This window comes from Streptomyces sp. WMMB303 (assembly GCF_029351045.1).
Lineage (GTDB): Bacteria > Actinomycetota > Actinomycetes > Streptomycetales > Streptomycetaceae > Streptomyces.
The window spans coordinates 6,201,314-6,223,766 of sequence record NZ_JARKIN010000001.1 but is presented as its reverse complement, the minus strand read 5'-3'; the positions used below and the strand labels follow the sequence as shown (position 1 = coordinate 6,223,766).

General features: G+C 68.5%; 35 protein-coding genes. 34 read left to right on the top strand and 1 reads right to left on the bottom strand.

Annotated elements, in window-relative coordinates:
• The first annotated feature begins 807 nt into the window (after positions 1-807).
• The 32 genes from rpsJ (at position 808) to truA (ending at position 18,883) form a co-directional block, all read left to right on the top strand.
• Positions 808-1,116 carry a 30S ribosomal protein S10 gene (rpsJ, locus tag P2424_RS27070; RefSeq protein ID WP_016909683.1) on the top strand — a complete coding sequence of 103 codons (309 nt, stop codon included), beginning with the start codon at positions 808-810 and terminating at the stop codon, positions 1,114-1,116.
• Positions 1,117-1,130: 14 nt separating this feature from the next.
• Positions 1,131-1,775 (top strand): 50S ribosomal protein L3, encoded by a 645-nt coding sequence (rplC, locus tag P2424_RS27065; RefSeq protein WP_075002202.1) that lies wholly within the window; start codon positions 1,131-1,133, stop codon positions 1,773-1,775.
• Positions 1,776-1,782: 7 nt separating this feature from the next.
• Positions 1,783-2,430, top strand: a complete 648-nt coding sequence (gene rplD, locus P2424_RS27060; protein ID WP_075002201.1) for a 50S ribosomal protein L4 — start codon at positions 1,783-1,785, stop codon at positions 2,428-2,430.
• Complete coding sequence (gene rplW, locus P2424_RS27055; RefSeq protein WP_276478299.1) at positions 2,430-2,852, top strand: 50S ribosomal protein L23; 423 nt, start codon at positions 2,430-2,432, stop codon at positions 2,850-2,852. Before rplD ends, rplW begins: the two co-directional genes overlap by 1 nt.
• Positions 2,853-2,899: 47 nt before the next feature.
• Positions 2,900-3,736, top strand: a complete 837-nt coding sequence (gene rplB, locus P2424_RS27050) for a 50S ribosomal protein L2 (protein WP_075002199.1) — start codon at positions 2,900-2,902, stop codon at positions 3,734-3,736.
• A gap of 13 nt (positions 3,737-3,749) precedes the next feature.
• Entirely contained in the window at positions 3,750-4,031 is a 282-nt protein-coding gene (gene rpsS, locus P2424_RS27045) for a 30S ribosomal protein S19 (protein ID WP_019354948.1), read from the top strand.
• Positions 4,032-4,074: 43 nt separating this feature from the next.
• Complete coding sequence (gene rplV / locus P2424_RS27040) at positions 4,075-4,422, top strand: 50S ribosomal protein L22 (protein ID WP_075002198.1); 348 nt, start codon at positions 4,075-4,077, stop codon at positions 4,420-4,422.
• A complete protein-coding gene (gene rpsC / locus P2424_RS27035; RefSeq protein ID WP_019354946.1) occupies positions 4,422-5,249 on the top strand; it encodes a 30S ribosomal protein S3 in 828 nt (275 codons plus the stop codon). Before rplV ends, rpsC begins: the two co-directional genes overlap by 1 nt.
• A 3-nt stretch (positions 5,250-5,252) precedes the next feature.
• Positions 5,253-5,672 (top strand): 50S ribosomal protein L16, encoded by a 420-nt coding sequence (gene rplP / locus P2424_RS27030; RefSeq protein WP_019354945.1) that lies wholly within the window; start codon positions 5,253-5,255, stop codon positions 5,670-5,672.
• A complete protein-coding gene (gene rpmC / locus P2424_RS27025; RefSeq protein WP_016473420.1) occupies positions 5,672-5,896 on the top strand; it encodes a 50S ribosomal protein L29 in 225 nt (74 codons plus the stop codon). The genes rplP and rpmC overlap by 1 nt, the downstream gene beginning before the upstream one ends.
• On the top strand, positions 5,896-6,180 hold the full coding sequence (rpsQ, locus tag P2424_RS27020; RefSeq protein ID WP_019354943.1) for a 30S ribosomal protein S17: 285 nt from the start codon (positions 5,896-5,898) through the stop codon (positions 6,178-6,180). Before rpmC ends, rpsQ begins: the two co-directional genes overlap by 1 nt.
• 124 nt (positions 6,181-6,304) lie before the next feature.
• Positions 6,305-6,673: a 50S ribosomal protein L14 gene (rplN, locus tag P2424_RS27015; protein ID WP_019354942.1), complete on the top strand. Its 369-nt coding sequence runs from the start codon at positions 6,305-6,307 to the stop codon at positions 6,671-6,673.
• A gap of 2 nt (positions 6,674-6,675) precedes the next feature.
• On the top strand, positions 6,676-6,999 hold the full coding sequence (gene rplX, locus P2424_RS27010) for a 50S ribosomal protein L24 (RefSeq protein ID WP_026004359.1): 324 nt from the start codon (positions 6,676-6,678) through the stop codon (positions 6,997-6,999).
• Entirely contained in the window at positions 6,999-7,562 is a 564-nt protein-coding gene (rplE, locus tag P2424_RS27005) for a 50S ribosomal protein L5 (protein WP_019354940.1), read from the top strand. The genes rplX and rplE overlap by 1 nt, the downstream gene beginning before the upstream one ends.
• Positions 7,563-7,564: 2 nt before the next feature.
• Entirely contained in the window at positions 7,565-7,750 is a 186-nt protein-coding gene (locus P2424_RS27000; protein WP_019354939.1) for a type Z 30S ribosomal protein S14, read from the top strand.
• Between the two features lie 209 nt (positions 7,751-7,959).
• The gene (gene rpsH, locus P2424_RS26995) at positions 7,960-8,358 is read left to right on the top strand and encodes a 30S ribosomal protein S8 (protein WP_019354938.1); all 399 of its coding nucleotides are present in this window, start codon (positions 7,960-7,962) and stop codon (positions 8,356-8,358) included.
• 23 nt (positions 8,359-8,381) lie between these two features.
• Entirely contained in the window at positions 8,382-8,921 is a 540-nt protein-coding gene (gene rplF / locus P2424_RS26990; protein WP_276478298.1) for a 50S ribosomal protein L6, read from the top strand.
• A gap of 3 nt (positions 8,922-8,924) precedes the next feature.
• Positions 8,925-9,308 (top strand): 50S ribosomal protein L18, encoded by a 384-nt coding sequence (gene rplR, locus P2424_RS26985; protein WP_075002196.1) that lies wholly within the window; start codon positions 8,925-8,927, stop codon positions 9,306-9,308.
• A gap of 43 nt (positions 9,309-9,351) precedes the next feature.
• Positions 9,352-9,954 (top strand): 30S ribosomal protein S5, encoded by a 603-nt coding sequence (gene rpsE / locus P2424_RS26980; protein ID WP_075002195.1) that lies wholly within the window; start codon positions 9,352-9,354, stop codon positions 9,952-9,954.
• Positions 9,954-10,136: a 50S ribosomal protein L30 gene (rpmD, locus tag P2424_RS26975; RefSeq protein ID WP_019354934.1), complete on the top strand. Its 183-nt coding sequence runs from the start codon at positions 9,954-9,956 to the stop codon at positions 10,134-10,136. Before rpsE ends, rpmD begins: the two co-directional genes overlap by 1 nt.
• 1 nt (position 10,137) lies before the next feature.
• Positions 10,138-10,596: a 50S ribosomal protein L15 gene (gene rplO / locus P2424_RS26970; RefSeq protein ID WP_276478297.1), complete on the top strand. Its 459-nt coding sequence runs from the start codon at positions 10,138-10,140 to the stop codon at positions 10,594-10,596.
• Between the two features lie 184 nt (positions 10,597-10,780).
• Positions 10,781-12,094, top strand: coding sequence for a preprotein translocase subunit SecY (gene secY / locus P2424_RS26965; RefSeq protein WP_276478296.1), 1,314 nt, complete (start codon positions 10,781-10,783; stop codon positions 12,092-12,094).
• Positions 12,094-12,744 (top strand): adenylate kinase, encoded by a 651-nt coding sequence (locus tag P2424_RS26960; protein ID WP_276478295.1) that lies wholly within the window; start codon positions 12,094-12,096, stop codon positions 12,742-12,744. Before secY ends, P2424_RS26960 begins: the two co-directional genes overlap by 1 nt.
• A gap of 276 nt (positions 12,745-13,020) precedes the next feature.
• Positions 13,021-13,857: a type I methionyl aminopeptidase gene (gene map / locus P2424_RS26955; RefSeq protein WP_276478294.1), complete on the top strand. Its 837-nt coding sequence runs from the start codon at positions 13,021-13,023 to the stop codon at positions 13,855-13,857.
• A 202-nt stretch (positions 13,858-14,059) separates the two neighbouring features.
• Positions 14,060-14,281 carry a translation initiation factor IF-1 gene (gene infA, locus P2424_RS26950; RefSeq protein WP_003948620.1) on the top strand — a complete coding sequence of 74 codons (222 nt, stop codon included), beginning with the start codon at positions 14,060-14,062 and terminating at the stop codon, positions 14,279-14,281.
• 66 nt (positions 14,282-14,347) lie between these two features.
• Complete coding sequence (gene rpmJ / locus P2424_RS26945; protein WP_003956441.1) at positions 14,348-14,461, top strand: 50S ribosomal protein L36; 114 nt, start codon at positions 14,348-14,350, stop codon at positions 14,459-14,461.
• A 174-nt stretch (positions 14,462-14,635) separates the two neighbouring features.
• Positions 14,636-15,016, top strand: a complete 381-nt coding sequence (gene rpsM / locus P2424_RS26940) for a 30S ribosomal protein S13 (protein WP_276478293.1) — start codon at positions 14,636-14,638, stop codon at positions 15,014-15,016.
• A gap of 67 nt (positions 15,017-15,083) precedes the next feature.
• Positions 15,084-15,488 carry a 30S ribosomal protein S11 gene (rpsK, locus tag P2424_RS26935; protein WP_016473404.1) on the top strand — a complete coding sequence of 135 codons (405 nt, stop codon included), beginning with the start codon at positions 15,084-15,086 and terminating at the stop codon, positions 15,486-15,488.
• Between the two features lie 25 nt (positions 15,489-15,513).
• Positions 15,514-16,140: a 30S ribosomal protein S4 gene (gene rpsD / locus P2424_RS26930; RefSeq protein ID WP_019354928.1), complete on the top strand. Its 627-nt coding sequence runs from the start codon at positions 15,514-15,516 to the stop codon at positions 16,138-16,140.
• A 149-nt stretch (positions 16,141-16,289) separates the two neighbouring features.
• Positions 16,290-17,312 (top strand): DNA-directed RNA polymerase subunit alpha, encoded by a 1,023-nt coding sequence (locus P2424_RS26925; protein WP_019354927.1) that lies wholly within the window; start codon positions 16,290-16,292, stop codon positions 17,310-17,312.
• A 124-nt stretch (positions 17,313-17,436) separates the two neighbouring features.
• Positions 17,437-17,928 carry a 50S ribosomal protein L17 gene (rplQ, locus tag P2424_RS26920; protein WP_276478292.1) on the top strand — a complete coding sequence of 164 codons (492 nt, stop codon included), beginning with the start codon at positions 17,437-17,439 and terminating at the stop codon, positions 17,926-17,928.
• 94 nt (positions 17,929-18,022) lie between these two features.
• Complete coding sequence (truA, locus tag P2424_RS26915; RefSeq protein ID WP_276478291.1) at positions 18,023-18,883, top strand: tRNA pseudouridine(38-40) synthase TruA; 861 nt, start codon at positions 18,023-18,025, stop codon at positions 18,881-18,883.
• Between the two features lie 92 nt (positions 18,884-18,975).
• Here the strand turns inward: truA and P2424_RS26910 are convergent, their stop codons facing one another.
• On the bottom strand, positions 18,976-19,896 hold the full coding sequence (locus P2424_RS26910; protein WP_276478290.1) for a hypothetical protein: 921 nt from the start codon (positions 19,894-19,896) through the stop codon (positions 18,976-18,978).
• Between the two features lie 66 nt (positions 19,897-19,962).
• Between P2424_RS26910 and P2424_RS26905 the strand changes: the two genes are divergently transcribed.
• Both P2424_RS26905 and rplM read left to right on the top strand, forming a co-directional pair.
• A complete protein-coding gene (locus P2424_RS26905; RefSeq protein WP_276478289.1) occupies positions 19,963-21,636 on the top strand; it encodes an ATP-binding cassette domain-containing protein in 1,674 nt (557 codons plus the stop codon).
• Positions 21,637-21,986: 350 nt separating this feature from the next.
• Entirely contained in the window at positions 21,987-22,430 is a 444-nt protein-coding gene (gene rplM / locus P2424_RS26900; protein WP_276478288.1) for a 50S ribosomal protein L13, read from the top strand.
• Positions 22,431-22,453: the final 23 nt, after the last annotated feature.

The following is a 22,453-nucleotide window of genomic DNA, read 5'->3' as shown; positions in this document are numbered from 1 at the left end:
CGGGCCGTGTCGTCGGTCCGGCTCGCGTCGGCCCGACCGGTCCGCCGTGTAGACGTCGGGCCCGACCGGATCGGGTCGGGCCGGCGGGTATGTGGCGAACCGCCGCGCGGTGGTGCGGGCCGGCCGCGGACGGGTCTCCCGGCCCGCGTGACCCTACTTGCAGGTAGTCGCGCTGTCAGGGGTTCGCGGGAGTGCGGACTGCCCATGAGGGAGCGGGCCACCCCGGAAGAGGGTGGGTGCACCGAAGCGCCGACCGGTTCGAGAGTGCGCCCCGAGGCGCGGGCAGGTTGTGAAGCGCTGGGGCGTACGCGGGGCAGCCGGTACGATCGACAAGGCGTTCCGGATCTCCGGACGCCCCGGCACCCACCGATGTGCGGCACACCACGTGTGAGCTGCCCCTCATTCCGCAGTCCGGGGCCTGATGTGCTAGTGGCCCGATTGGCTACCGCTCTGGCCTCTGTGGCACACTGTCCAGGTTGCTCGGTTGAGTGCCGATGCTGCGCGCCTCCCGCCGGGAGGACCGGAAGCGAGTCCCAGGTATTCGTCGCCCCTCGTCAGGGGCGGAAGTACGGGAATCTTCCGGGAAGCGTAGGAGGGGCTTCCAGCCAGGCACCCGGTGGGATTCCTCCCCCGGCTCCTTCCTCATGTGGATCGCGGACGGATTGCGTATGCGTCCGCGGAACCTCGGCGGAGTACTGCTGCGGAGAACTGCGAGAAGGAAGCCGACACGCCCGACCGCGTGGGTCGAGTGAGGGTGGGAGCCCACGGGTTCCGGAGCGTTACGAGAGACAGGACTACGAAGTAGCCATGGCGGGACAGAAGATCCGCATCAGGCTCAAGGCCTACGACCACGAGGTCATCGACAACTCGGCGAAGAAGATCGTCGAGACGGTGACGCGTACTGGCGCGTCGGTCGCCGGCCCGGTGCCGCTGCCCACAGAGAAGAACGTGTACTGCGTCATCAAGTCGCCGCACAAGTACAAGGATGCGCGCGAGCACTTCGAGATGCGTACCCACAAGCGTCTGATCGACATCCTCGACCCGACTCCCAAGACCGTTGACTCGCTGATGCGCCTGGACCTCCCGGCCGGCGTCGACATCGAGATCAAGCTCTGAGGGGTGTCGTAGAGATGGCTAAGCAGATCAAGGGCGTCCTGGGCGAGAAGCTCGGCATGACCCAGGTCTGGGACGACAACAACCGCGTTGTCCCCGTGACCGTCGTCAAGGCCGGTCCGAACGTCGTGACCCAGGTCCGCACCGCAGACAGGGACGGCTACGAGGCCGTCCAGATCGCCTTCGGCGAGATCGACCCGCGCAAGGTGAACAAGCCCCTCAAGGGCCACTTCGCCAAGGCCGACGTCACCCCCCGCCGCCACCTGGTGGAACTCCGCACCTCCGACGCGTCCGAGTACACGCTCGGCCAGGAGCTGACCGCGGACACCTTCGAGGCCGGCATCAAGGTCGACGTCACCGGAAACTCCAAGGGCAAGGGCTTCGCCGGCGGCATGAAGCGCCACGGCTTCCGCGGCGGCAAGGCGTCCCACGGTGCGCACCGCATCCACCGCAAGCCGGGCGCCATCGGTGGCTGCGCCACCCCGGGCCGTGTCTTCAAGGGCACCCGCATGGCCGGCCGGATGGGCAACGAGCGGGTCACCACCCAGAACCTGACCGTCCACGCCGTTGACGCGGAGAAGGGTCTGCTGCTCATCAAGGGCGCAGTCCCCGGTCCGAACGGCGGCCTCGTCCTGGTCCGTACCGCGGCCAAGGGGGCTTGAGGAACCGATGAGCACCATTGACATCCTTTCGCCGGCCGGCGACAAGACCGGGACCGTCGAGCTCCCCGCGGAGATCTTCGACGTGCAGGTCAGCGTTCCGCTGATCCACCAGGTCGTCGTCGCCCAGCTGGCAGCGGCCCGCCAGGGCACGCACAAGACCAAGACTCGCGGCGAGGTCCGCGGCGGCGGCAAGAAGCCGTACCGCCAGAAGGGCACCGGCCGCGCCCGCCAGGGCTCGACCCGCGCGCCGCAGTTCGCCGGCGGTGGCGTCGTACACGGCCCGGTGCCGCGCGACTACTCGCAGCGGACCCCGAAGAAGATGAAGGCCGCCGCGCTGCGTGGCGCCCTCTCCGACCGGGCCCGCCACGGCCGCGTCCACGCCGTCTCCGGCGTGGTCGAGGGCGAGATCTCGACCAAGGCCGCGAAGAACCTGTTCGGCCGGATCAGCGAGCGGAAGAACCTGCTGCTGGTCGCCGAGCGCTCCGACGAGGCCGCCTGGCTGTCCGCCCGCAACCTGCCCCAGGTACACATCCTGGAGCCGGGCCAGCTCAACACCTACGACGTGCTCGTCTCGGACGACGTGGTCTTCACCCAGGCCGCGCTCGAGTCCTTCGTTGCTGGCCCGCAGGCCCACACCGAAGGGAGCGACGCCTGATGGCTACGCGACACCCGAGCATTGCCTCCAAGGCAGCGAAGGCCGCGAAGGCCGCCCGCGTCGCCAAGGCCGCCCGCCGGGCCGCCGACGGTCCGGGCCCGATCGCGCCGGCCGACCCGAGCAAGGTCTTCTCCGACCCGCGCGACCTGCTGATCAAGCCGGTCGTCTCGGAGAAGAGCTACGCGCTGCTGGACGAGAACAAGTACACGTTCATCGTCGACCCGCGTGCGAACAAGACCCAGATCAAGCAGGCCGTCGAAGAGGTCTTCTCGGTCAAGGTCGCCGGGGTCAACACGATCAACCGCCAGGGCAAGCGCAAGCGCACCCGCACCGGTTACGGCAAGCGCGCGGACACCAAGCGCGCCATCGTGACCCTTGTCGAGGGCGACCGAATCGACATCTTCGGCGGCCCGGCCTCCTGACGGGGGCCAGGTCGTTCAGAAGTCCGGAATCTTCCGAGGACTGAGAAATGGGTATCCGCAAGTACAAGCCGACGACTCCGGGCCGTCGCGGCTCATCCGTCGCCGACTTCGTCGAGATCACGCGGTCCACGCCGGAGAAGTCGCTGGTCCGCCCGCTGCACAGCAAGGGCGGCCGTAACAACGCCGGTCGTGTGACTGCGCGCCACCAGGGTGGTGGCCACAAGCGCGCCTACCGCGTGATCGACTTCCGTCGGCACGACAAGGACGGCGTGCCGGCGAAGGTCGCGCACATCGAGTACGACCCGAACCGCACCGCGCGTATCGCGCTGCTGCACTACGCGGACGGCGAGAAGCGCTACATCCTCGCCCCGCGCGGCATCCAGCAGGGCGACCGCATCGAGAACGGCCAGGGCGCCGACATCAAGCCGGGCAACAACCTGCCGCTGCGCTTCATCCCCGTGGGTACGACGATCCACGCGATCGAGCTGCAGCCGGGCGGCGGCGCCAAGTTCGCCCGCTCGGCCGGTGCCTCGGTGCAGCTGCTGGCGAAGGAGGGCCGGATGGCCCACCTGCGTATGCCGTCCGGTGAGATCCGGCTGGTCGACGTCCGCTGCCGCGCCACCGTCGGCGAGGTCGGCAACGCCGAGCAGTCGAACATCAACTGGGGCAAGGCCGGCCGCATGCGCTGGAAGGGCGTCCGCCCGACCGTCCGCGGTGTGGTCATGAACCCGATCGACCACCCGCACGGTGGTGGTGAGGGTCGTACCTCCGGTGGCCGCCACCCGGTTTCGCCGTGGGGTCAGAAGGAGGGGCGTACGCGCTCGCCGAAGAAGGCCAGCAACAAGTACATCGTCCGCCGCCGCAAGACGAACAAGAAGCGCTAGGAGGCGGGTTTAGATGCCGCGCAGTCTCAAGAAGGGGCCCTTCGTCGACGACCACCTCGCCAAGAAGGTGGACGGCCAGAACGACGCGGGCACCAAGAACGTCATCAAGACCTGGTCTCGCCGCTCGATGATCGTCCCGGCCATGCTGGGCCACACGATCGCGGTGCACGACGGCCGCAAGCACGTCCCGGTGTTCGTCACCGAGTCGATGGTCGGCCACAAGCTCGGCGAGTTCGCGCCGACCCGCACCTTCCGCGGCCACGTGAAGGACGACCGCAAGTCGCGTCGTCGCTGAACGGCTGGGTGCGAAGACTATGACTGACACCGAAGGGACAACCATGGAAGCCAGGGCCTCAGCGCGCTATGTGCGCGTCACGCCCATGAAGGCCCGCCGGGTGGTGGACCTTGTTCGTGGCATGGACGCCACGGAGGCTCAGGCGGTCCTGCGTTTCGCCCCGCAGGCCGCGAGCGTGCCGGTCGGCAAGGTGCTCGACAGCGCCATCGCCAACGCCGCGCACAACTACGACCACACCGACGCCGACAGCCTCTACATCTCCGAGGCGTACGTCGACGAGGGCCCGACCCTGAAGCGGTTCCGGCCGCGCGCCCAGGGCCGCGCCTACCGGATCCGTAAGCGGACGAGCCACATCACCGTGGTCGTGAGCAGCAAGGAAGGAACCCGGTAATGGGCCAGAAGGTAAACCCGCACGGGTTCCGGCTCGGCGTCACCACCGACTTCAAGTCGCGTTGGTATGCCGACAAGCTCTACAAGGACTACGTCAAGGAAGACGTCTCGATCCGCCGCATGCTCACTCAGGGCATGGAGCGGGCGGGCATCTCCAAGGTGGAGATCGAGCGCACGCGTGACCGCGTCCGCGTCGACGTCCACACCGCCCGTCCGGGCATCGTCATCGGCCGCCGCGGCGCCGAGGCGGACCGGCTGCGCGGCAACCTGGAGAAGCTCACCGGCAAGCAGATCCAGTTCAACATCCTCGAGGTGAAGAACCCCGAGACGGACGCGCAGCTCGTCGCCCAGGCGGTCGCCGAGCAGCTCTCCTCCCGGGTCTCCTTCCGCCGCGCCATGCGCAAGAGCATGCAGACGGCGATGAAGGCCGGTGCCAAGGGCATCAAGATCCAGTGCGGCGGCCGTCTCGGCGGTGCCGAGATGTCGCGCTCGGAGTTCTACCGCGAGGGCCGGGTCCCGCTGCACACGCTGCGCGCCAACGTCGACTACGGCTTCTTCGAGGCCCGTACGACCTTCGGCCGCATCGGTGTGAAGGTGTGGATCTACAAGGGCGATGTCAAGAACATCTCCGAGGTGCGCGCCGAGAACGCCGCGGCCCGCGCGGGCAATCGCCCGTCGCGCGGCGGTGGCAACGACCGTCCCCGTGGTCGGGGCGGCGAGCGTCGCGGTCGCAAGCCGCAGGGCCAGGGTTCGGCCGAGGCTCCCAAGACGGAGTCCGCGCCGGCCGGTGCCGCTGCCGAGCCGAGCGCTTCAGGAAAGGAGAGCTGACCCATGCTGATCCCGCGCAGGGTCAAGCACCGCAAGCAGCACCACCCGAAGCGCACGGGTATGGCCAAGGGCGGTACCGAGGTCGCGTTCGGTGAGTACGGCATCCAGGCTGTGACCGGTGCCTACGTGACGAACCGGCAGATCGAGGCCGCTCGTATCTCCATGACTCGTCACATCAAGCGTGGCGGCAAGGTGTGGATCAACATCTACCCCGACCGCCCGCTGACCAAGAAGCCCGCCGAGACCCGCATGGGTTCCGGTAAGGGTTCGCCCGAGTGGTGGATCGCGAACGTCAAGCCGGGGCGCGTGATGTTCGAGCTGTCCTACCCGAACGAGAAGATTGCTCGTGAGGCGCTCACCCGCGCTGCTCACAAGCTTCCGATGAAGTGCCGCATCGTGCGGCGCGAGGCAGGTGACGCGTGATGGCGGCCGGAACCAAGGCGTCCGAGCTGCGCGAGCTGGGCGACGAGGAGCTTGTCTCCAAGCTCCGCGAAGCCAAGGAAGAGCTGTTCAACCTCCGCTTCCAGGCGGCGACCGGGCAGCTCGAGAACCACGGCCGGCTCAAGGCCGTCCGCAAGGACATCGCCCGGATCTACACCCTGATGCGTGAGCGCGAGCTGGGCATCGAGACGGTGGAGAGCGCCTGATGAGCGAGACGAATGTGACTGAGACACAGCAGGAGCGCGGCTTCCGCAAGACCCGGCAGGGTCTTGTCGTCAGCGACAAGATGGACAAGACCGTCGTCGTCGCCGTCGAGGACCGCGTCACGCACGCCCTGTACGGCAAGGTCATCCGCCGTACCAACAAGCTCAAGGCGCACGACGAGCAGAACGCTGCCGGTGTCGGCGACCGTGTCCTCCTGATGGAGACCCGGCCGCTGTCCGCCACCAAGCGCTGGCGCATCGTCGAGATCCTCGAGAAGGCCAAGTAGGACCTCCCTTCTGGGGAGTCCCGGAGAAGCTGCCTGAGGGGGTATCCCCGCAGGTTCGTTCCGCCAGGCTCGGCAGGGATCGCGAGATCCCTGCCGGGAACCGGCAGACATACAGGAGATAGACGTGATCCAGCAGGAGTCCCGGCTTCGCGTCGCCGACAACACGGGTGCGAAGGAGATTCTCACCATCCGTGTGCTCGGCGGCTCGGGTCGGCGCTACGCGGGCATCGGTGACGTCGTCGTCGCTACCGTCAAGGACGCGATCCCGGGCGGGAACGTGAAGAAGGGCGACATCGTCAAGGCTGTCATCGTGCGCACCGTCAAGGAGCGCCGCCGCCCCGACGGCTCGTACATCCGGTTCGACGAGAACGCCGCCGTCATTCTCAAGAACGACGGCGACCCTCGCGGTACCCGCATCTTCGGCCCGGTCGGTCGTGAGCTGCGCGAGAAGAAGTTCATGAAGATCATCTCGCTCGCGCCGGAGGTGCTGTGACCATGAGGATCAAGAAGGGCGACCTGGTTCAGGTCATCACCGGCAAGGACAAGGGCAAGCAGGGCAAGGTCATCGTGGCCTACCCCCGCGAGGACCGCGTCCTGGTCGAGGGTGTCAACCGGGTCAAGAAGCACACCAAGGCCGGTCAGACGGCCCGCGGTTCGAAGACCGGCGGCATCGTGACGACCGAGGCCCCGATCCACGTCAGCAACGTTCAGCTGATCGTGGAAGCGGACGGCAAGAAGGTCGTGACCCGCGTCGGGTACCGCTTCGACGACGAAGGCAACAAGATCCGCGTTGCCAAGCGGACCGGTGAGGACATCTGATGACTGCCACCACCTCTGAGGCCCCCCGCCTCAAGCAGCGCTACCGCGCCGAGATCCAGGGCAAGCTGCAGGACGAGTTCGCCTACGACAACGTCATGCGGATCCCCGGGCTGACCAAGATCGTGGTCAACATGGGTGTGGGCGACGCCGCCCGCGACTCCAAGCTGATCGAGGGTGCCATCAAGGACCTTGCCACGATCACCGGCCAGAAGCCCGCCGTCACCAAGGCCCGCAAGTCCATCGCGCAGTTCAAGCTGCGTGAGGGCCAGCCGATCGGCGCCCACGTGACGCTGCGCGGCGACCGGATGTGGGAGTTCCTGGACCGCCTGCTGTCCCTCGCGCTGCCGCGCATCCGCGACTTCCGCGGTCTGTCGCCCAAGCAGTTCGACGGCAGGGGCAACTACACCTTCGGTCTCACGGAGCAGGTCATGTTCCACGAGATCGACCAGGACAAGATCGACCGGGTCCGGGGCATGGACATCACCGTGGTCACCACGGCGACCACCGACGATGAGGGCCGCGCCCTGCTTCGTCACCTCGGCTTCCCGTTCAAGGAGAACTGACCATGGCGAAGAAGGCCCTGATCTCCAAGGCCGGCCGCAAGCCCAAGTTCGCGGTGCGTGCCTACACGCGCTGCCAGCGTTGCGGCCGTCCGCACTCCGTCTACCGCAAGTTCGGCCTGTGCCGCGTGTGCCTCCGCCAGATGGCGCACCGTGGCGAGCTGCCGGGCGTGACCAAGAGCTCCTGGTAATCCCGCTCATTCTGTCGCCCGAAAGGCGCCCCACAGGGGCGGCGATCGGACGACGGGCGGGCCAGGACTCTCGGTAAGCTGAAAAGTCGCTTACTACGCCGTAGGTCCCCCGCGACGCACCCGTCCCGTCGTCGGCCGCAAGGCCGGCGGACGGGGAGAGGGACGACGCAGACAGGGAAACCCCGGCGAGAGAGGCCGAAGGCCATCACATGACCATGACCGATCCCATCGCAGACATGCTGACTCGTCTGCGGAACGCGAACTCGGCGTACCACGACGCCGTCGAGATGCCGCACAGCAAGATCAAGTCGCACATCGCGGAGATCCTCCAGCAGGAGGGTTACATCACCGGATGGAAGACCGAGGACGCCAAGGTCGGCAAGAACCTCGTTCTCGAGCTGAAGTTCGGCCCGAACCGCGAGCGCTCGATCGCCGGCATCAAGCGGATCTCCAAGCCGGGTCTGCGGGTCTACGCAAAGTCCACCAACCTGCCGAAGGTGCTCGGCGGCCTGGGCGTGGCGATCATCTCCACGTCGCACGGTCTGCTGACCGACAAGCAGGCTCAGAAGAAGGGCGTGGGTGGGGAAGTCCTCGCCTACGTCTGGTAACGGAAGGGAACGGAGGTAAAGCAATGTCGCGTATCGGCAAGCTCCCCATCCAGGTTCCCGCCGGTGTGGACGTCACCATCGATGGCCAGACGGTCGCGGTGAAGGGCCCGAAGGGCTCTCTCTCGCACACCGTTGCCGCGCCCATCGAGATCGCCAAGGGCGAGGACGGCGCGCTCGTCGTCACCCGTCCGAACGACGAGAGCCGGAACAGGGCCCTGCATGGCCTGTCCCGCACGCTGGTGGCGAACATGATCACTGGCGTGACCAACGGGTTCAGCAAGAACCTCGAGATCAGCGGTGTCGGCTACCGGGTCCAGGCCAAGGGCTCCGACCTGGAGTTCTCGCTGGGCTACAGCCACCCGATCCTGGTGGAGGCCCCCGAGGGGATCTCCTTCAAGGTCGAGTCCCCGACCAAGTTCACGGTCGAGGGCATCGACAAGCAGCGGGTCGGTGAGGTCTCCGCGAAGATCCGCAAGCTGCGCAAGCCCGACCCCTACAAGGCCAAGGGCGTGAAGTACGCGGGCGAGGTCATCCGCCGCAAGGTCGGAAAGGCTGGTAAGTAAGCCATGGCATACGGCGTGAAGATCGCCAAGGGCGACGCCTACAAGCGCTCCGCTGCCAAGCGCCGGCACATCCGCATCCGGAAGAAGGTCTCGGGCACGCCCGAGCGCCCCCGTCTGGTGGTGACCCGCACCAACCGCGGGATCACCGCGCAGGTGATCGACGACCTCGCGGGCCACACGCTGGCCTCGGCGTCGCACCTGGACGGTTCGGTCCGCGGTGGCGAGGGCGACAAGAGCGCCCAGGCCCAGCAGGTCGGCGCCCTGGTCGCCGAGCGTGCGAAGGCCGCGGGTGTCGAGGCTGTCGTGTTCGACCGCGGTGGCAACAAGTACGCAGGGCGGATTGCCGCTCTGGCCGACGCCGCCCGCGAGGCCGGGCTCAAGTTCTGAGCACGGTCCTGCAAGCGGACGTTAATCGAGAGAGGTAATTCCAATGGCTGGACCCCAGCGCCGCGGTGGCGGCGCCGGTGGCGGCGACCGGCGGGACCGTAAGGGCCGGGACGGCGGCGCCGCCGCCGAGAAGACTGCGTACGTTGAGCGCGTTGTCGCGATCAACCGTGTCGCCAAGGTTGTGAAGGGTGGTCGTCGCTTCAGCTTCACCGCGCTGGTCGTGGTGGGCGACGGTGACGGCACCGTGGGTGTCGGATACGGCAAGGCCAAGGAGGTGCCGGCCGCCATCGCCAAGGGTGTGGAGGAGGCCAAGAAGCACTTCTTCAAGGTCCCCCGCATCCAGGGCACCATTCCGCACCCGATCCAGGGTGAGGAGTCCGCGGGTGTCGTGCTGCTCAAGCCGGCCTCGCCCGGTACCGGTGTGATCGCCGGTGGCCCGGTGCGTGCCGTGCTGGAGTGCGCGGGCATCCACGACGTGCTCAGCAAGTCGCTCGGCTCGTCGAACCCGATCAACATCGTGCACGCCACGGTGGGTGCGCTCCGCGGGCTGCAGCGCCCGGAGGAGATCGCGGCCCGTCGCGGCCTGCCGCTGGAGGACGTGGCACCCGCCGCTCTGCTGCGGGCGCGTGCAGGGGTGAGCGCGTAATGGCTCGCCTGAAGATCACGCAGACGCGTTCCGTCATCGGGACCAAGCAGAACCACCGTGACACGCTGCGGACCCTGGGTCTCAAGCGCGTCAACGATGTGGCCGTCCGCGAGGCCAGCGACGTCGTTCGCGGTCAGGTGCACACCGTGCGCCACCTCGTGACGGTCGAGGAGGTCGACTGAGATGGCTGACTCCGAGAACCCGCTGAAGGTGCACAACCTCCGTCCCGCCCCGGGCGCCAAGACCGCCAAGACCCGCGTGGGTCGTGGTGAGGCGTCCAAGGGCAAGACCGCGGGCCGTGGCACCAAGGGCACCAAGGCCCGGTACCAGGTTCCGGAGCGCTTCGAGGGTGGGCAGATGCCGCTGGTCATGCGGCTGCCCAAGCTCAAGGGCTTCAACAACCCCGCCCACAAGCAGTTCCAGGTGGTGAACCTGGAGAAGCTGGCCGCGCTCTACCCGCAGGGTGGCGAGGTCACGGTGGCCGACCTGGTCGCCAAGGGTGCTGTGCGGAAGAACGAGCTGGTCAAGGTGCTCGGTGACGGCGACCTCTCGGTGGCGCTGACGGTGACCGTCGACAAGGTCTCCGGCTCCGCCAAGGAGAAGATCACCGCCGCCGGCGGCACCGTCACCGAACTCCTCTGAGTTCGTTGACCAGGTGAACGACAGGCCGGGGATGTCCCAACGGGACATCCCCGGCTGGTTGTTTGCGTAGCTGGTCGTTTCTCGGTGGTGCACCGGCCGGTAAGGTGGCACCACGTTGATAACTGTCGATCCTCAAGACCGTCACCTCTCGCGCCAGTAGATCGCGGGGGGCGCAGGAGGCACCGTGCTCACCGCGTTCGCCCGGGCGTTCCAGACGCCCGACCTGCGCAAGAAGCTGCTCTTCACGCTCGGCATCATGGTGCTCTTCCGAATCGGAGCGCACGTTCCCGTGCCGGGCGTCAGCTACGAGAACGTCCAAGCCTGTATGGACGAGGCCAAGGGCGCGCAGGGCCTCTTCGGCCTGGTCAACATGTTCAGCGGTGGCGCGCTGCTGCAGATCACCATCTTCGCGCTCGGGATCATGCCGTACATCACGGCGAGCATCATCCTGCAGCTGCTGGTGGTGGTCATCCCCCGGCTGGAGGCCCTGAAGAAGGAGGGGCAGGCCGGACAGGCGAAGATCACGCAGTACACCCGTTATCTGACCGTCGCGCTCGCCATCCTCCAGGCCACCGGTCTGGTCGCCACCGCGCGCAGCGGCAGCCTCTTCCAGAGCTGCAGTGTCGCCAGCCAGATCATCCCCGACCAGTCGATCTTCAGCACCATCGTGATGGTGATCACGATGACCGCCGGTACCGGTCTGATCATGTGGCTGGGCGAGCTGATCACCGACCGCGGGATCGGCAACGGCATGTCGATCCTGATGTTCGTCTCCATCGCGGCCGGCTTCCCCGGCGCGCTGTGGGCCATCAAGAAGCAGGGCAAGCTGGCCGACGGCTGGATCGAGTTCGGCGCGGTCATCCTCTGCGGCCTGGCCATGGTCGGCCTGGTGGTCTTCGTCGAACAGGCCCAGCGCCGTATTCCGGTGCAGTACGCGAAGCGCATGATCGGCCGGCGGAGTTACGGCGGCACCTCGACATACATTCCGCTGAAGGTCAACCAGGCCGGTGTGATTCCCGTCATCTTCGGCTCGTCGCTGCTCTACATTCCCGCGCTGATCGTGCAGTTCAGCGGATCCCAGGCGGGCTGGGCGCAGTGGATCCAGGCGCACTTCGTAAAGGGTGACCACCCGCTTTACATCGCGACCTACTTCCTGCTGATCGTCTTCTTCGCGTTCTTCTACGTCGCCATCTCCTTCAACCCCGAAGAAGTTGCCGACAACATGAAGAAGTATGGTGGCTTCATCCCGGGTATCCGGGCTGGTCGTCCCACCGCGGAGTACCTGAGCTACGTGCTGAACCGGATCACGTGGCCCGGCTCTCTGTACCTGGGTCTGATCGCACTGGTGCCGACCGTCGCGCTGATCATGTTCAACGCCAACCAGAACTTCCCGTTCGGCGGAACGAGCATCCTGATCATCGTGGGCGTCGGTCTCGAGACCGTGAAGCAGATCGAGAGCCAGCTTCAGCAGCGCCATTACGAAGGGTTCCTCCGCTGATGCGTATCGTCCTGGTCGGGCCGCCTGGTGCAGGCAAGGGGACGCAGGCCGCGTTCCTCGCCAAGAACCTCGCGATCCCGCACATCGCCACCGGCGACCTCTTCCGCGCCAACATCAGCCAGGGCACTCCGCTCGGGCAGAAAGCGCAGGAGTACATGCGGGCCGGCCAGCTGGTCCCCGACGAGGTCACCATCGGGATGGCCAAGGGACGCATGGAGGAGGCGGACGCGGCGGGCGGCTTTCTGCTCGACGGGTTCCCGCGGAACATCGCCCAGGCCCAGGCACTGGACGGCTACCTGGACGAGACCGGTCTGAAGCTGGACGCGGTGCTCGACCTGGAGGTCCCCGAGGACGAGGTCGTCAAGCGGATCGCCGGTCGGCGGATCTGCCGCAACGACAGCAGCCACGTCTTCCACGTCGAGTACAGCCCCGCCAAGACCGAGGGCGTCTGCGACGCCTGCGGCGGCGAGCTCTACCAGCGTGAGGACGACCGCGAGGAGACCGTGCGCAAGCGGCTCGAGGTCTACCACAGCGAGACCGAGCCGATCATCGACCACTACAAGGCGCAGGGGCTCGTGACCACGATCTCCGCGCTGGGCGCGGTCAGCGAGGTGACGGAGCGCGCGATGCGGGCGATCTCCGCGGAGTAGCAGGGGCCGGGCGCGCGAGAGCGGCGCCCGGGAACCCGGGGCGCGCGTGCCGCGCCCGGCATCGGCCGTTGCGACGGGGTCGGACCAGGGGTCCGGCCCCGTCGGCTGTTTCCCCCGGCTCCCGGGACCTGCACCGGCGGCCGCGTCTCCCGCGGCCGGCGGCCGGGGACGGCGTTCCCGGCTCGGGACCGGGGCTGGCAGACTTGGGGGGGGGCAGTTTTCGTACAGGGAGCAGTCGGCGGCGGGAGCCGTCGGCCAGGGAAGGCGGACGTCGGCATGGTCGAGATCAAGACCCCGGAGCAGATCGCGAAGATGCGCGAGGCGGGGCTGGTCGTCGCGGCCATGCACCGGGCGTGCGCCGAGGCCGCGGTGCCGGGCGCGACCACCAAGGACCTGGACGAGGTCGCGGCGAAGGTGCTGGCCGACCACGGCGCGAAGCCGAACTTCCTCGGGTACGGCGGCTTCCCCGGGAACATCTGCACCTCGGTGAACGAGGTCGTGGTGCACGGCATCCCCAGCAAGGAGACCGTCCTCAAGGCCGGTGACCTGCTGTCCATCGACGCGGGGGCGATCATCGACGGCTGGCACGGGGATGCCGCGCTGACCGTCTTCGTCGGCGACGGCCACTCGGCGGAGCTGCGTGAGCTCAGCCGGGTGACGGAGGAGTCGATGTGGGCGGGGATCGCCGCGATGCGCAAGGGCAACCGGCTGGTCGACATCTCCAAGGCGATCGAGAGCTACATCCGGCGGCAGCCGCGCCCGGCGGGCGGCAAGTACGGGATCATCGAGGACTACGGCGGCCACGGCATCGGCTCGCAGATGCACATGGACCCGCACCTGCTGAACTACGTCGAGCGGCGGCGCGGCCGGGGGCCGAAGCTGGTGCCGGGGATGTGCCTGGCCATCGAGCCGATGGTGAGCCTGGGCACACCTCGTACGCATGTGCTGTCGGACGACTGGACGGTCAAGACGAACGACGGCACCTGGTCCTCCCACTGGGAGCACTCGATCGCCCTCACCGAGCAGGGGCCGTTGGTGCTGACGGCCCCGGACGGCGGTAGGGCCAAGCTGGCCGAGCTCGGTATCGAGGCCGCACCGGACCCGCTGGGCTGAGCGTCCGGCCGCCGTCGGCGCCGGGCGATCGCCTCGGATCGCAGCTCGGTGGATTAAGCTGCGCGCGCCGCGGGGAGACTCCCCGATTCGTCTATTCGGGAGCAGTGTCGTAGACTGGCTCGTCGGCCCAGGTGTACCCGTTTGCCACTCGGAGAGCCAGGGCCTCCCAGGTAGCCGATCCCGGAAGGTGAAGCGCTCAAGCATGGCCAAAAAACAAGGGGCCATCGAGATCGAGGGCACCGTCGTCGAGTCTCTCCCGAACGCGATGTTCAAGGTTGAGCTCCAGAACGGGCACCAGGTCCTCGCGCACATCAGCGGCAAGATGCGGATGCACTACATCCGTATCCTTCCCGACGACCGGGTCGTGGTGGAGCTGTCTCCCTACGACCTGACGCGCGGACGGATCGTCTACCGCTACAAGTAGATCGACAGATCGTGCCGGCTTCCCCGCTCCCGTGGGGAGAAGGCCAGACCCGGAGAACCTCACACCATGAAGGTCAAGCCGAGCGTCAAGAAGATCTGCGACAAGTGCAAGGTGATCCGCCGGCACGGGCGGGTCATGGTCATTTGCGACAACCTGCGCCACAAGCAGCGCCAGGGCTGACTAGACGACCTGCCTTTCGCAGTTCCTTCGCGCGACGCGAGCAACAGTTGCATAAGCAGGACCCGGCGCCGTACGCGGTGTCGACACCCCCGGTCGGAGGCCGGGGACCTGTCCTCCGAAGGACGGGAACGGGACTGCTTCAGACCTCCGACGAAATCATCAGGAGCCACATCCATGGCACGCCTCGCTGGCGTCGACCTCCCGCGCGAGAAGCGCGTCGAGGTCGCCCTCACCTACGTCTTCGGCATCGGCCGCACCCTTGCCCAGCAGACCCTGCGCGAGACCGGGGTCAGCCCGGACACCCGCGTCCGGGACCTGGACGAGGAGCAGATGGTCAAGCTCCGCGAGTACGTGGACAACAACCTCCAGGTCGAGGGTGACCTCCGCCGTGAGATCCAGGCCGACATCCGCCGCAAGGTGGAGATCGGCTGCTACGAGGGTCTGCGCCACCGGCGCGGTCTCCCGGTCCACGGCCAGCGCACCAAGACCAACGCCCGCACCCGTAAGGGCCCGCGTCGCGCCATCGCCGGCAAGAAGAAGCCGGGCAAGAAGTAGTCCGCACCGGACACGCTGCAAGCGGTCCGCGTAGTAGGACCGACCACCTCACGGGAGTTATCTCTATATGCCTCCGAAGGGCCGTACGGCCGGCGCCAAGAAGGTGCGCCGCAAGGAGAAGAAGAACGTTGCCCACGGGCACGCTCACATCAAGAGCACGTTCAACAACACCATCGTTTCGATCACCGACCCGACCGGCAACGTGATCTCCTGGGCTTCCGCCGGCCACGTCGGCTTCAAGGGCTCGCGCAAGTCGACGCCGTTCGCCGCGCAGATGGCCGCCGAGAACGCGGCGCGCCGCGCGCAGGAGCACGGCATGCGGAAGGTCGACGTCTTCGTCAAGGGTCCCGGCTCCGGCCGTGAGACCGCGATCCGCTCCCTCCAGGCCACCGGCCTCGAGGTCGGCTCCATCCAGGACGTCACCCCCACCCCGCACAACGGCTGCCGCCCGCCGAAGCGTCGCCGGGTCTGAGAACTGAAGTAGGAGATCACCACACATGGCGCGTTACACCGGGGCCGACTGCAAGCGTTGCCGTCGGGAGAAGCAGAAGCTCTTCCTCAAGGGAGCTAAGTGCGAGAGCGCGAAGTGCCCGATCGAGATCCGTCCTTACCCCCCGGGTGAGCACGGGCGCGGGCGCACCAAGGACTCCGAGTACCTGCTGCAGAAGCGCGAGAAGCAGAAGGCCGCCCGTATCTACGGCGTGCTGGAGAAGCAGTTCCGCGGGTACTTCAACGAGGCCAACCGACAGCAGGGCAAGACGGGTGAGAACCTGCTGCGGATTCTTGAGACCCGTCTGGACAACGTCGTGTACCGGGCCGGCTTCGCCAAGTCCCGCGACCACGCACGCCAGCTCGTCAAGCACGGCCACATCGCGCTGAACGGTCGCAAGACCGACATCCCCTCGGCGCGGGTCTCCGTCAACGACATCGTCGAGGTCCGTCCGTCCTCCCGTAACCTGACCCCCTTCCAGGTGGCGGCTGCGGAGGCCGGCGAGAAGACCGTTCCCGCGTGGCTGGAGTCCATTCCGGCGAAGATGCGGATCCTCGTCCACTCGATGCCCGAGCGCCAGGTGATCGACACCCAGGTGCAGGAGCAGCTCATCGTCGAGCTGTACTCGAAGTAGCCGAGACGGCTGATCGTCGGGCGGGCCCGGGTCCTCCGGGCCCGCTCACCCGGGTGCGGGGCGGTTCCGGCCGGTTTCGGCCGGGCCGCCCGTACCCTTGCAGTACCGGCATCAAATAGCGGTTGCCGAAAACTGGAGGAAAACATCTCATGCTGATCGCTCAGCGCCCTTCCCTGACCGAAGAGGTCGTCGACGAGTTCCGCTCCCGGTTCGTGATCGAGCCGCTGGAGCCGGGCTTCGGCTACACCCTCGGTAACTCCCTGCGTCGTACGCTCCTCTCCTCGATCCCCGGTGCTGCTGTGACCAGCATCCGGATCGACGGTGTCCTGCACGAGTTCTCCACCGTGCCGGGCGTCAAGGAGGACGTCACCGACCTCATCCTCAACATCAAGTCCCTCGTCGTCTCCTCCGAGCACGACGAGCCGGTCGTGATGTACCTGCGCAAGCAGGGCCCGGGCCTGGTCACCGCCGCGGACATCGCGCCGCCGGCCGGTGTCGAGGTGCACAACCCGGACCTCGTCCTCGCCACGCTGAACGGCAAGGGCAAGCTGGAGATGGAGCTGACCGTCGAGCGCGGCCGCGGCTACGTCTCCGCCGTGCAGAACAAGCAGGTGGGCCAGGAGATCGGCCGGATCCCGGTCGACTCCATCTACTCGCCCGTCCTCAAGGTCACCTACAAGGTCGAGGCGACCCGAGTCGAGCAGCGCACCGACTTCGACAAGCTGATCGTCGACGTCGAGACCAAGCAGGCCATGCGGCCCCGCGACGCCATGGCGTCCGCGGGCAAGACGCTGGTCGAGCTGTTCGGCCTGGCCCGCGAGCTGAACGTCGACGCCGAGGGCATCGACATGGGCCCGTCGCCGACGGACGCCGCGCTCGCGGCCGACCTGGCGCTGCCGATCGAGGAGCTGGAGCTGACGGTCCGCTCCTACAACTGCCTCAAGCGCGAGGGCATCCACTCGGTGGGCGAGCTGGTGGCCCGCTCCGAGGCCGACCTGCTGGACATCCGCAACTTCGGTGCGAAGTCCATCGACGAGGTCAAGGCGAAGCTGGCCGGGATGGGCCTGGCCCTCAAGGACAGCCCGCCCGGATTCGACCCGACCGCCGCCGCCGACGCCTTCGGCGCCGACGACGACGCGGACGCCGGGTTCGTCGAGACCGAGCAGTACTGAGCGACTGCCGACCGACGGGGGCTCCGCCCGGAGCCCCCGTGAACCCCTCCCCGGTACCTCGAACGGCCGGGACTGCCTCCGGTGCCTGACACGGCCGGTGCAGTGACAACGAAGGAGAGACACCATGCCGCAGCCCTCCAAGGGTCCCCGTCTGGGCGGCAGCGCCGCGCACCAGAAGGCGATGCTGGGCAACCTGGCGACCGCGCTGTTCGAGCACGGCCGCATCACGACGACCGAGGCGAAGGCCCGCCGCCTGCGTCCGGTCGCCGAGCGTCTGATCACCAAGGCGAAGAAGGGCGACCTGCACAACCGTCGCCAGGTCATGCGCACCATCCTGGACAAGAGCGTCGTCCACACGCTCTTCACCGAGATCGGTCCCCGGTACGAGAACCGTCCCGGTGGCTACACCCGCATCACCAAGATCGGCCCCCGTCGCGGCGACAACGCCCCGATGGCGGTCATCGAGCTGGTGGAGCCGCTGACCGTGCAGCAGGCCGCGGTCGGCGAGGCCGAGGCCGCGACCAAGCGCTCCGCCAAGGACGCCGCCGGTGACGAGGCCGTCGCCGACCTGAAGAAGGAGTCGGCCGACGCCGAGGGCGAGTCCAAGGACGCCTGAGCACCGCACGGCTGACGTACGAGTGGGCCCGTTCCCCTGCCGGGGGCGGGCCCACTCGTCGTATCCGGTCCGGGCCGGATGAGAGGATCGGGCCGTGACGAACGACCTGGTGCGAGTGCGGCTGGATGTGTCCTATGACGGACGCGAGTTCTCCGGGTGGGCGCGGCAGCACGCCCGGCGCACGGTCCAGGGCGAGATCGAGGACGCGCTGCGGGTCGTCCTGCGGCGGGACGGGACTCCGGAGCTGACCGTCGCCGGGCGCACCGACGCCGGAGTGCACGCCAGAGGGCAGGTCGCGCACGTCGATCTGCCCGCCGGGGTGTGGGCCGAGCACGGCACGCAACTGCTGCGCCGGCTGGCGGGTCGGCTTCCGATGGATGTCCGGGTCCGCCGCGTCTGCTTGGCGCCGCCGCACTTCGACGCCCGGTTCTCGGCGATCTGGCGGCGCTACGCCTACCGGGTCACCGACCATCCCGGGGGCGCCGATCCACTGCTGCGCGGTCATGTGCTCTGGCACAACTGGCCGCTGGACCTGGACGCCATGAACGAGGCGGCCCGCGGGCTGCTGGGGGAGCACGACTTCGCGGCGTACTGCAAGAAGCGCGAGGGCGCGACGACCATCCGCACGCTGCAGGAGCTGGCGTGGGTACGCCGCCCGGACGGGGTGCTGGAGGCGACCGTGCGTGCCGACGCGTTCTGCCACAACATGGTGCGCGCCCTGGTGGGCGCCATGCTCTTCGTGGGTGACGGCCACCGTCCCCCCGAGTGGCCCGCGCAGGTGCTGGCCGCGGGCGTGCGGGACTCCGCCGTCCATGTGGTGCGCCCGCACGGCCTCACCCTGGAGGAGGTCGGCTACCCGCCGGACTCGGAGCTGGCGGCCCGCAACCTGGCATCCCGCAACAAGCGCACCCTCCCCCCGCTGCCGGGCCGCGGCGCCGCCGCGGGCTGCTGCTGACGTGGCGCGGCGCGGGCGCGGGTGGGTGCGGCCCGCCGGCTCAGGGCCGGACGCCGCGCGCCCGGTAGGTGCCCGCCGGGACGCTCCGGTGGTCAGTCCGACTCGGCGGACTTCTCCGCCTCCGGGGACTTCGCGGCCGCCTCGGACTGGTCCTTGCCGCGCTTGAGGACCCGTGCATAGGCGTAGTTGGAGCCGTCGAGGGCGGCCTGCTGGGCCTTCTTGTCGCCCGCTCCGGAGGGTTGGCCGTCGGTGCGGCCGGCGATGGTGAAGTACGCGTACCGGCCCAGCGAGTTGGCCGTGGTGCGGCAGGTGACCGTGCGGCAGAAGTCGGGGACGCCGCCGCCGGGGAGTGCGACCAGGTTGGGCTGGTACTGCTTCTTGACCTTCTCGGCGGTGGCGGCGTCCTTGAAGACGGCTATCCCCACCGTGACGGCGATGCCGTCGCGGGTGTAGGTGGCGCGGAAGAGGGCGGTGCAGTTGTTGCGGGTCAGCACCGGTCCCAGCCCCGCGTGCGCGGCCGCCGCGCAGTCCTTGTCGGAGTCGGTCCTGGTCAGCTTGTAGGGGCGGTCATTGATGGTGACGCGGCGGGTGGGGTAGAGCGTCTTGGCGCTCAGCGGGGCCTTGTCCCGGGAGGCGTCCGAGATGAAGTCCCGCGGCGGTGCCGGGGGCGGCGGCTCGTCCTTGAAAGTCGGTTCCGGGTCCTTGTCACCCGGCGGGACGCTCGAGGAGGGCGGCAGGCTGTCCGAGGGCTTGTCGGAGGCCTGCGAACCGTTCTCGTTGACGACGGCCACCGCGACGATGCCCGCCACGGCGGCGGTCGCCAGGGCTCCGCCGCCCGCCATCAGCCAGCGCCGCCGCCGGGTGCGGCTGCGCTCGGCCTGCTCGGCGAGTGCCGCCCAGTCGGGGCCCGATCCGCGGAGGTGCCCGGAGTTGTGCTCGCCGGGGCCGCCGCCCCACTGCCCGTCGGGTCCGCCTTGGGAACCCCACGGAGGTCCCCCCTGCCCAAAGCTCATGGCCGTATCCTATTGCGCGCGATATTCGCTTGGATCGGGCGTCGTCGGACCGTGACAATCGGGTTCATGGGACATGTCGAGGTCGCGCATCTGGATTTCCTGCTGCCCGACGGGAGAGCGCTCTTCGACGACGCGTCGCTGCGCGTGGGCGAGGGCTCCTCGGTGGCGCTGGTGGGAGCGAACGGCGCGGGCAAGACGACGCTGTTGCGGCTGATCGCCGGGGAGATCACCCCGGACGGCGGCACGGTGACCGTCAGCGGCGGCCTGGGGGTGATGCCGCAGTTCGTGGGCAGCGCCCGGGACGAGAGCACGGTCCGCGATCTGCTGGTCTCCGTGGCGCATCCGCGGATCAGGGCGGCGGCGCGGGCGCTGGACGACGCCGAGTACGCGGTGATGACCGTCGACGACGAGGCGGCGCAGATGCGGTACGCGCAGGCGCTCGCCGACTGGGCGGAGGCACGCGGGTACGAGGCGGAGACGCTGTGGGACGTGTGCACGGTCGCCGCGCTGGGCGTCCCCTACGAGAAGGCGCAGTGGCGGCAGGTGCGCACTCTCTCCGGCGGGGAGCAGAAGCGGCTCGTCCTGGAGTCGCTGCTGCGCGGCACGGACGAGGTGCTGCTGCTGGACGAGCCGGACAACTATCTGGACGTCCCGGGCAAGCGGTGGCTGGAGGACCGGCTCCGCGAGACGGCCAAGACGGTGCTGTTCATCTCCCACGACCGGGAGTTGCTGGCCCGCGCCGCCGATCGCATCGTCAGCGTGGAGCCGGGCGCTGCGGGCAGCGACGTGTGGGTGCACGGAGGCGGCTTCGAGACGTACCACGCGGCGCGCCGGGAGCGGTTCGCGCGGTTCGAGGAGTTGCGGCGGCGCTGGGACGAGGAGCACGCGAAGCTCAAGCGGCTGGTGGTCATGTACAAGCAGAAGGCCGCCTTCAACTCCGACATGGCCTCGCGGTTGCAGGCGGCCCGCACCAGGCTGCAGAAGTTCGAGGAGGCGGGGCCGCCACTGGAGCCGCCGCGTGAGCAGGACATCCGGATGCGGCTGCGGGGCGGCCGTACCGGGGTGCGGGCGATCACCTGCGCCGGTCTGGAGCTGACCGGCCTGATGCACCCCTTCGACCTGGAGGTCTTCTACGGCGAACGGGTCGCGGTGCTGGGCTCCAACGGGTCGGGCAAGTCGCACTTCCTGCGGCTGCTGGCGGGTGGGGACGTGGCGCACACGGGTGCCTGGAAGCTGGGCGCCCGCGTGGTGCCGGGCCACTTCGCGCAGACCCACGCCCACCCGTCGCCCGGCCACCGCCCCTCTGCGGCGGCGCCGGGCGCCGGCGTCCCCTCGTTCGAGCTGGAGGGCCGCACCCTGCTGGACATCCTGTGGAAGGAGCACGCCCGGGACCGCGGCGCCGCGATGTCGGTGCTGCGCCGGTACGAGCTGACGCGGCAGGCCCAGCTGACCTTCGAGCGGCTGTCCGGCGGGCAGCAGGCGCGCTTCCAGATCCTGCTGCTGGAGCTGGCCGGGGCGACGGCCCTGCTGCTGGACGAGCCGACGGACAACCTGGACCTGGAGTCGGCGGAGGCGTTGCAGGAGGGGCTGGAGGCGTTCGAGGGGACGGTGGTGGCGGTGACGCACGACCGCTGGTTCGCCCGCTCCTTCGACCGCTATCTCGTCTTCGGTGCCGACGGCCGGGTCCGGGAGTCCGCGGAGCCGGTGTGGGACGAGGGCCGGGTGGTGCGGAAGCGGTGAGTTCGCTGGAGGTGCCGCCCGAGGCCCTGGGGTGAAGGCCGCGGCTGGCCGTGGGGTGAAGCCCGAGGCCGTGGGGTGTCCCGGTCGGGGCGGCGGATCCCGGCGCCCCGGGGCGGGGTGCGGAGGCCGTCCGGGGGCTGTTTTGACCCTTGCGGGGGAGGGTCGGTATCCTGCTGGTTCGTTGTGTGTATTGGCTTGCCTGTTCTCACGTGGGGGGTCTATACACCGGCCTACCGGTCGATGACCAGCGATCAGCATGCGGATGCGTCACCGCATGCGATCTTGCCTGTCGTGATCTGCCTGGTTGGCCCTGTCAGGACCCAATCACTGAAGAAGCGAAGGCTACGACCGTGCGTACGTACAGCCCCAAGCCTGGCGACATTCAGCGCCAGTGGCACGTCATCGACGCCCAGGACGTCGTCCTCGGCCGGCTGGCCTCCCAGGCCGCCACTCTCCTGCGGGGTAAGCACAAGCCCGTGTACGCGCCCCACGTCGACACCGGTGACTTCGTCATCATCATCAACGCCGACAAGGTGCACCTCTCCGGCAACAAGCGCACCCAGAAGATGGCCTACCGCCACTCCGGGTACCCGGGTGGTCTGCGCTCCGTCCGCTACGACGAGCTGCTGGAGAAGTCCCCGGAGAAGGCGGTGGAGAAGGCCGTCAAGGGCATGCTCCCCAAGAACACCCTGGGCCGTCAGATGCTCTCGAAGCTGAAGGTCTACGCGGGCGACCAGCACCCCCACGGTGCTCAGCAGCCCGTGCCGTTCGAGATCAGCCAGGTCGCGCAGTAAGTCCGGCCACCCCTAAGACTGAA

What these genes read in the sequence shown, in the direction of transcription:
- rpsD (WP_019354928.1), top strand. Translation starts at nt 15,514, where the DNA reads ATGGCGCGTTACACCGGGGCCGACTGCAAGCGTTGCCGTCGGGAGAAG.
- rpsM (WP_276478293.1), top strand. Translation starts at nt 14,636, where the DNA reads ATGGCACGCCTCGCTGGCGTCGACCTCCCGCGCGAGAAGCGCGTCGAG.
- rplE (WP_019354940.1), top strand. Translation starts at nt 6,999, where the DNA reads ATGACTGCCACCACCTCTGAGGCCCCCCGCCTCAAGCAGCGCTACCGC.
- rplV (WP_075002198.1), top strand. Translation starts at nt 4,075, where the DNA reads ATGGAAGCCAGGGCCTCAGCGCGCTATGTGCGCGTCACGCCCATGAAG.
- rpsC (WP_019354946.1), top strand. Translation starts at nt 4,422, where the DNA reads ATGGGCCAGAAGGTAAACCCGCACGGGTTCCGGCTCGGCGTCACCACC.
- rpsH (WP_019354938.1), top strand. Translation starts at nt 7,960, where the DNA reads ATGACCATGACCGATCCCATCGCAGACATGCTGACTCGTCTGCGGAAC.
- P2424_RS26960 (WP_276478295.1), top strand. Translation starts at nt 12,094, where the DNA reads ATGCGTATCGTCCTGGTCGGGCCGCCTGGTGCAGGCAAGGGGACGCAG.
- rplC (WP_075002202.1), top strand. Translation starts at nt 1,131, where the DNA reads ATGGCTAAGCAGATCAAGGGCGTCCTGGGCGAGAAGCTCGGCATGACC.
- rpsK (WP_016473404.1), top strand. Translation starts at nt 15,084, where the DNA reads ATGCCTCCGAAGGGCCGTACGGCCGGCGCCAAGAAGGTGCGCCGCAAG.
- rplP (WP_019354945.1), top strand. Translation starts at nt 5,253, where the DNA reads ATGCTGATCCCGCGCAGGGTCAAGCACCGCAAGCAGCACCACCCGAAG.
- rpsJ (WP_016909683.1), top strand. Translation starts at nt 808, where the DNA reads ATGGCGGGACAGAAGATCCGCATCAGGCTCAAGGCCTACGACCACGAG.
- rpsS (WP_019354948.1), top strand. Translation starts at nt 3,750, where the DNA reads ATGCCGCGCAGTCTCAAGAAGGGGCCCTTCGTCGACGACCACCTCGCC.
- rplO (WP_276478297.1), top strand. Translation starts at nt 10,138, where the DNA reads ATGGCTGACTCCGAGAACCCGCTGAAGGTGCACAACCTCCGTCCCGCC.
- infA (WP_003948620.1), top strand. Translation starts at nt 14,060, where the DNA reads ATGGCCAAAAAACAAGGGGCCATCGAGATCGAGGGCACCGTCGTCGAG.
- map (WP_276478294.1), top strand. Translation starts at nt 13,021, where the DNA reads ATGGTCGAGATCAAGACCCCGGAGCAGATCGCGAAGATGCGCGAGGCG.
- P2424_RS26910 (WP_276478290.1), bottom strand. Translation starts at nt 19,896, where the DNA reads ATGAGCTTTGGGCAGGGGGGACCTCCGTGGGGTTCCCAAGGCGGACCC.
- rplX (WP_026004359.1), top strand. Translation starts at nt 6,676, where the DNA reads ATGAGGATCAAGAAGGGCGACCTGGTTCAGGTCATCACCGGCAAGGAC.
- rplR (WP_075002196.1), top strand. Translation starts at nt 8,925, where the DNA reads ATGGCATACGGCGTGAAGATCGCCAAGGGCGACGCCTACAAGCGCTCC.
- rplD (WP_075002201.1), top strand. Translation starts at nt 1,783, where the DNA reads ATGAGCACCATTGACATCCTTTCGCCGGCCGGCGACAAGACCGGGACC.
- rpmC (WP_016473420.1), top strand. Translation starts at nt 5,672, where the DNA reads ATGGCGGCCGGAACCAAGGCGTCCGAGCTGCGCGAGCTGGGCGACGAG.
- rplW (WP_276478299.1), top strand. Translation starts at nt 2,430, where the DNA reads ATGGCTACGCGACACCCGAGCATTGCCTCCAAGGCAGCGAAGGCCGCG.
- P2424_RS27000 (WP_019354939.1), top strand. Translation starts at nt 7,565, where the DNA reads ATGGCGAAGAAGGCCCTGATCTCCAAGGCCGGCCGCAAGCCCAAGTTC.
- rplQ (WP_276478292.1), top strand. Translation starts at nt 17,437, where the DNA reads ATGCCGCAGCCCTCCAAGGGTCCCCGTCTGGGCGGCAGCGCCGCGCAC.
- P2424_RS26905 (WP_276478289.1), top strand. Translation starts at nt 19,963, where the DNA reads ATGGGACATGTCGAGGTCGCGCATCTGGATTTCCTGCTGCCCGACGGG.
- rpsE (WP_075002195.1), top strand. Translation starts at nt 9,352, where the DNA reads ATGGCTGGACCCCAGCGCCGCGGTGGCGGCGCCGGTGGCGGCGACCGG.
- rpsQ (WP_019354943.1), top strand. Translation starts at nt 5,896, where the DNA reads ATGAGCGAGACGAATGTGACTGAGACACAGCAGGAGCGCGGCTTCCGC.
- P2424_RS26925 (WP_019354927.1), top strand. Translation starts at nt 16,290, where the DNA reads ATGCTGATCGCTCAGCGCCCTTCCCTGACCGAAGAGGTCGTCGACGAG.
- rplB (WP_075002199.1), top strand. Translation starts at nt 2,900, where the DNA reads ATGGGTATCCGCAAGTACAAGCCGACGACTCCGGGCCGTCGCGGCTCA.
- rpmD (WP_019354934.1), top strand. Translation starts at nt 9,954, where the DNA reads ATGGCTCGCCTGAAGATCACGCAGACGCGTTCCGTCATCGGGACCAAG.
- rplF (WP_276478298.1), top strand. Translation starts at nt 8,382, where the DNA reads ATGTCGCGTATCGGCAAGCTCCCCATCCAGGTTCCCGCCGGTGTGGAC.
- rpmJ (WP_003956441.1), top strand. Translation starts at nt 14,348, where the DNA reads ATGAAGGTCAAGCCGAGCGTCAAGAAGATCTGCGACAAGTGCAAGGTG.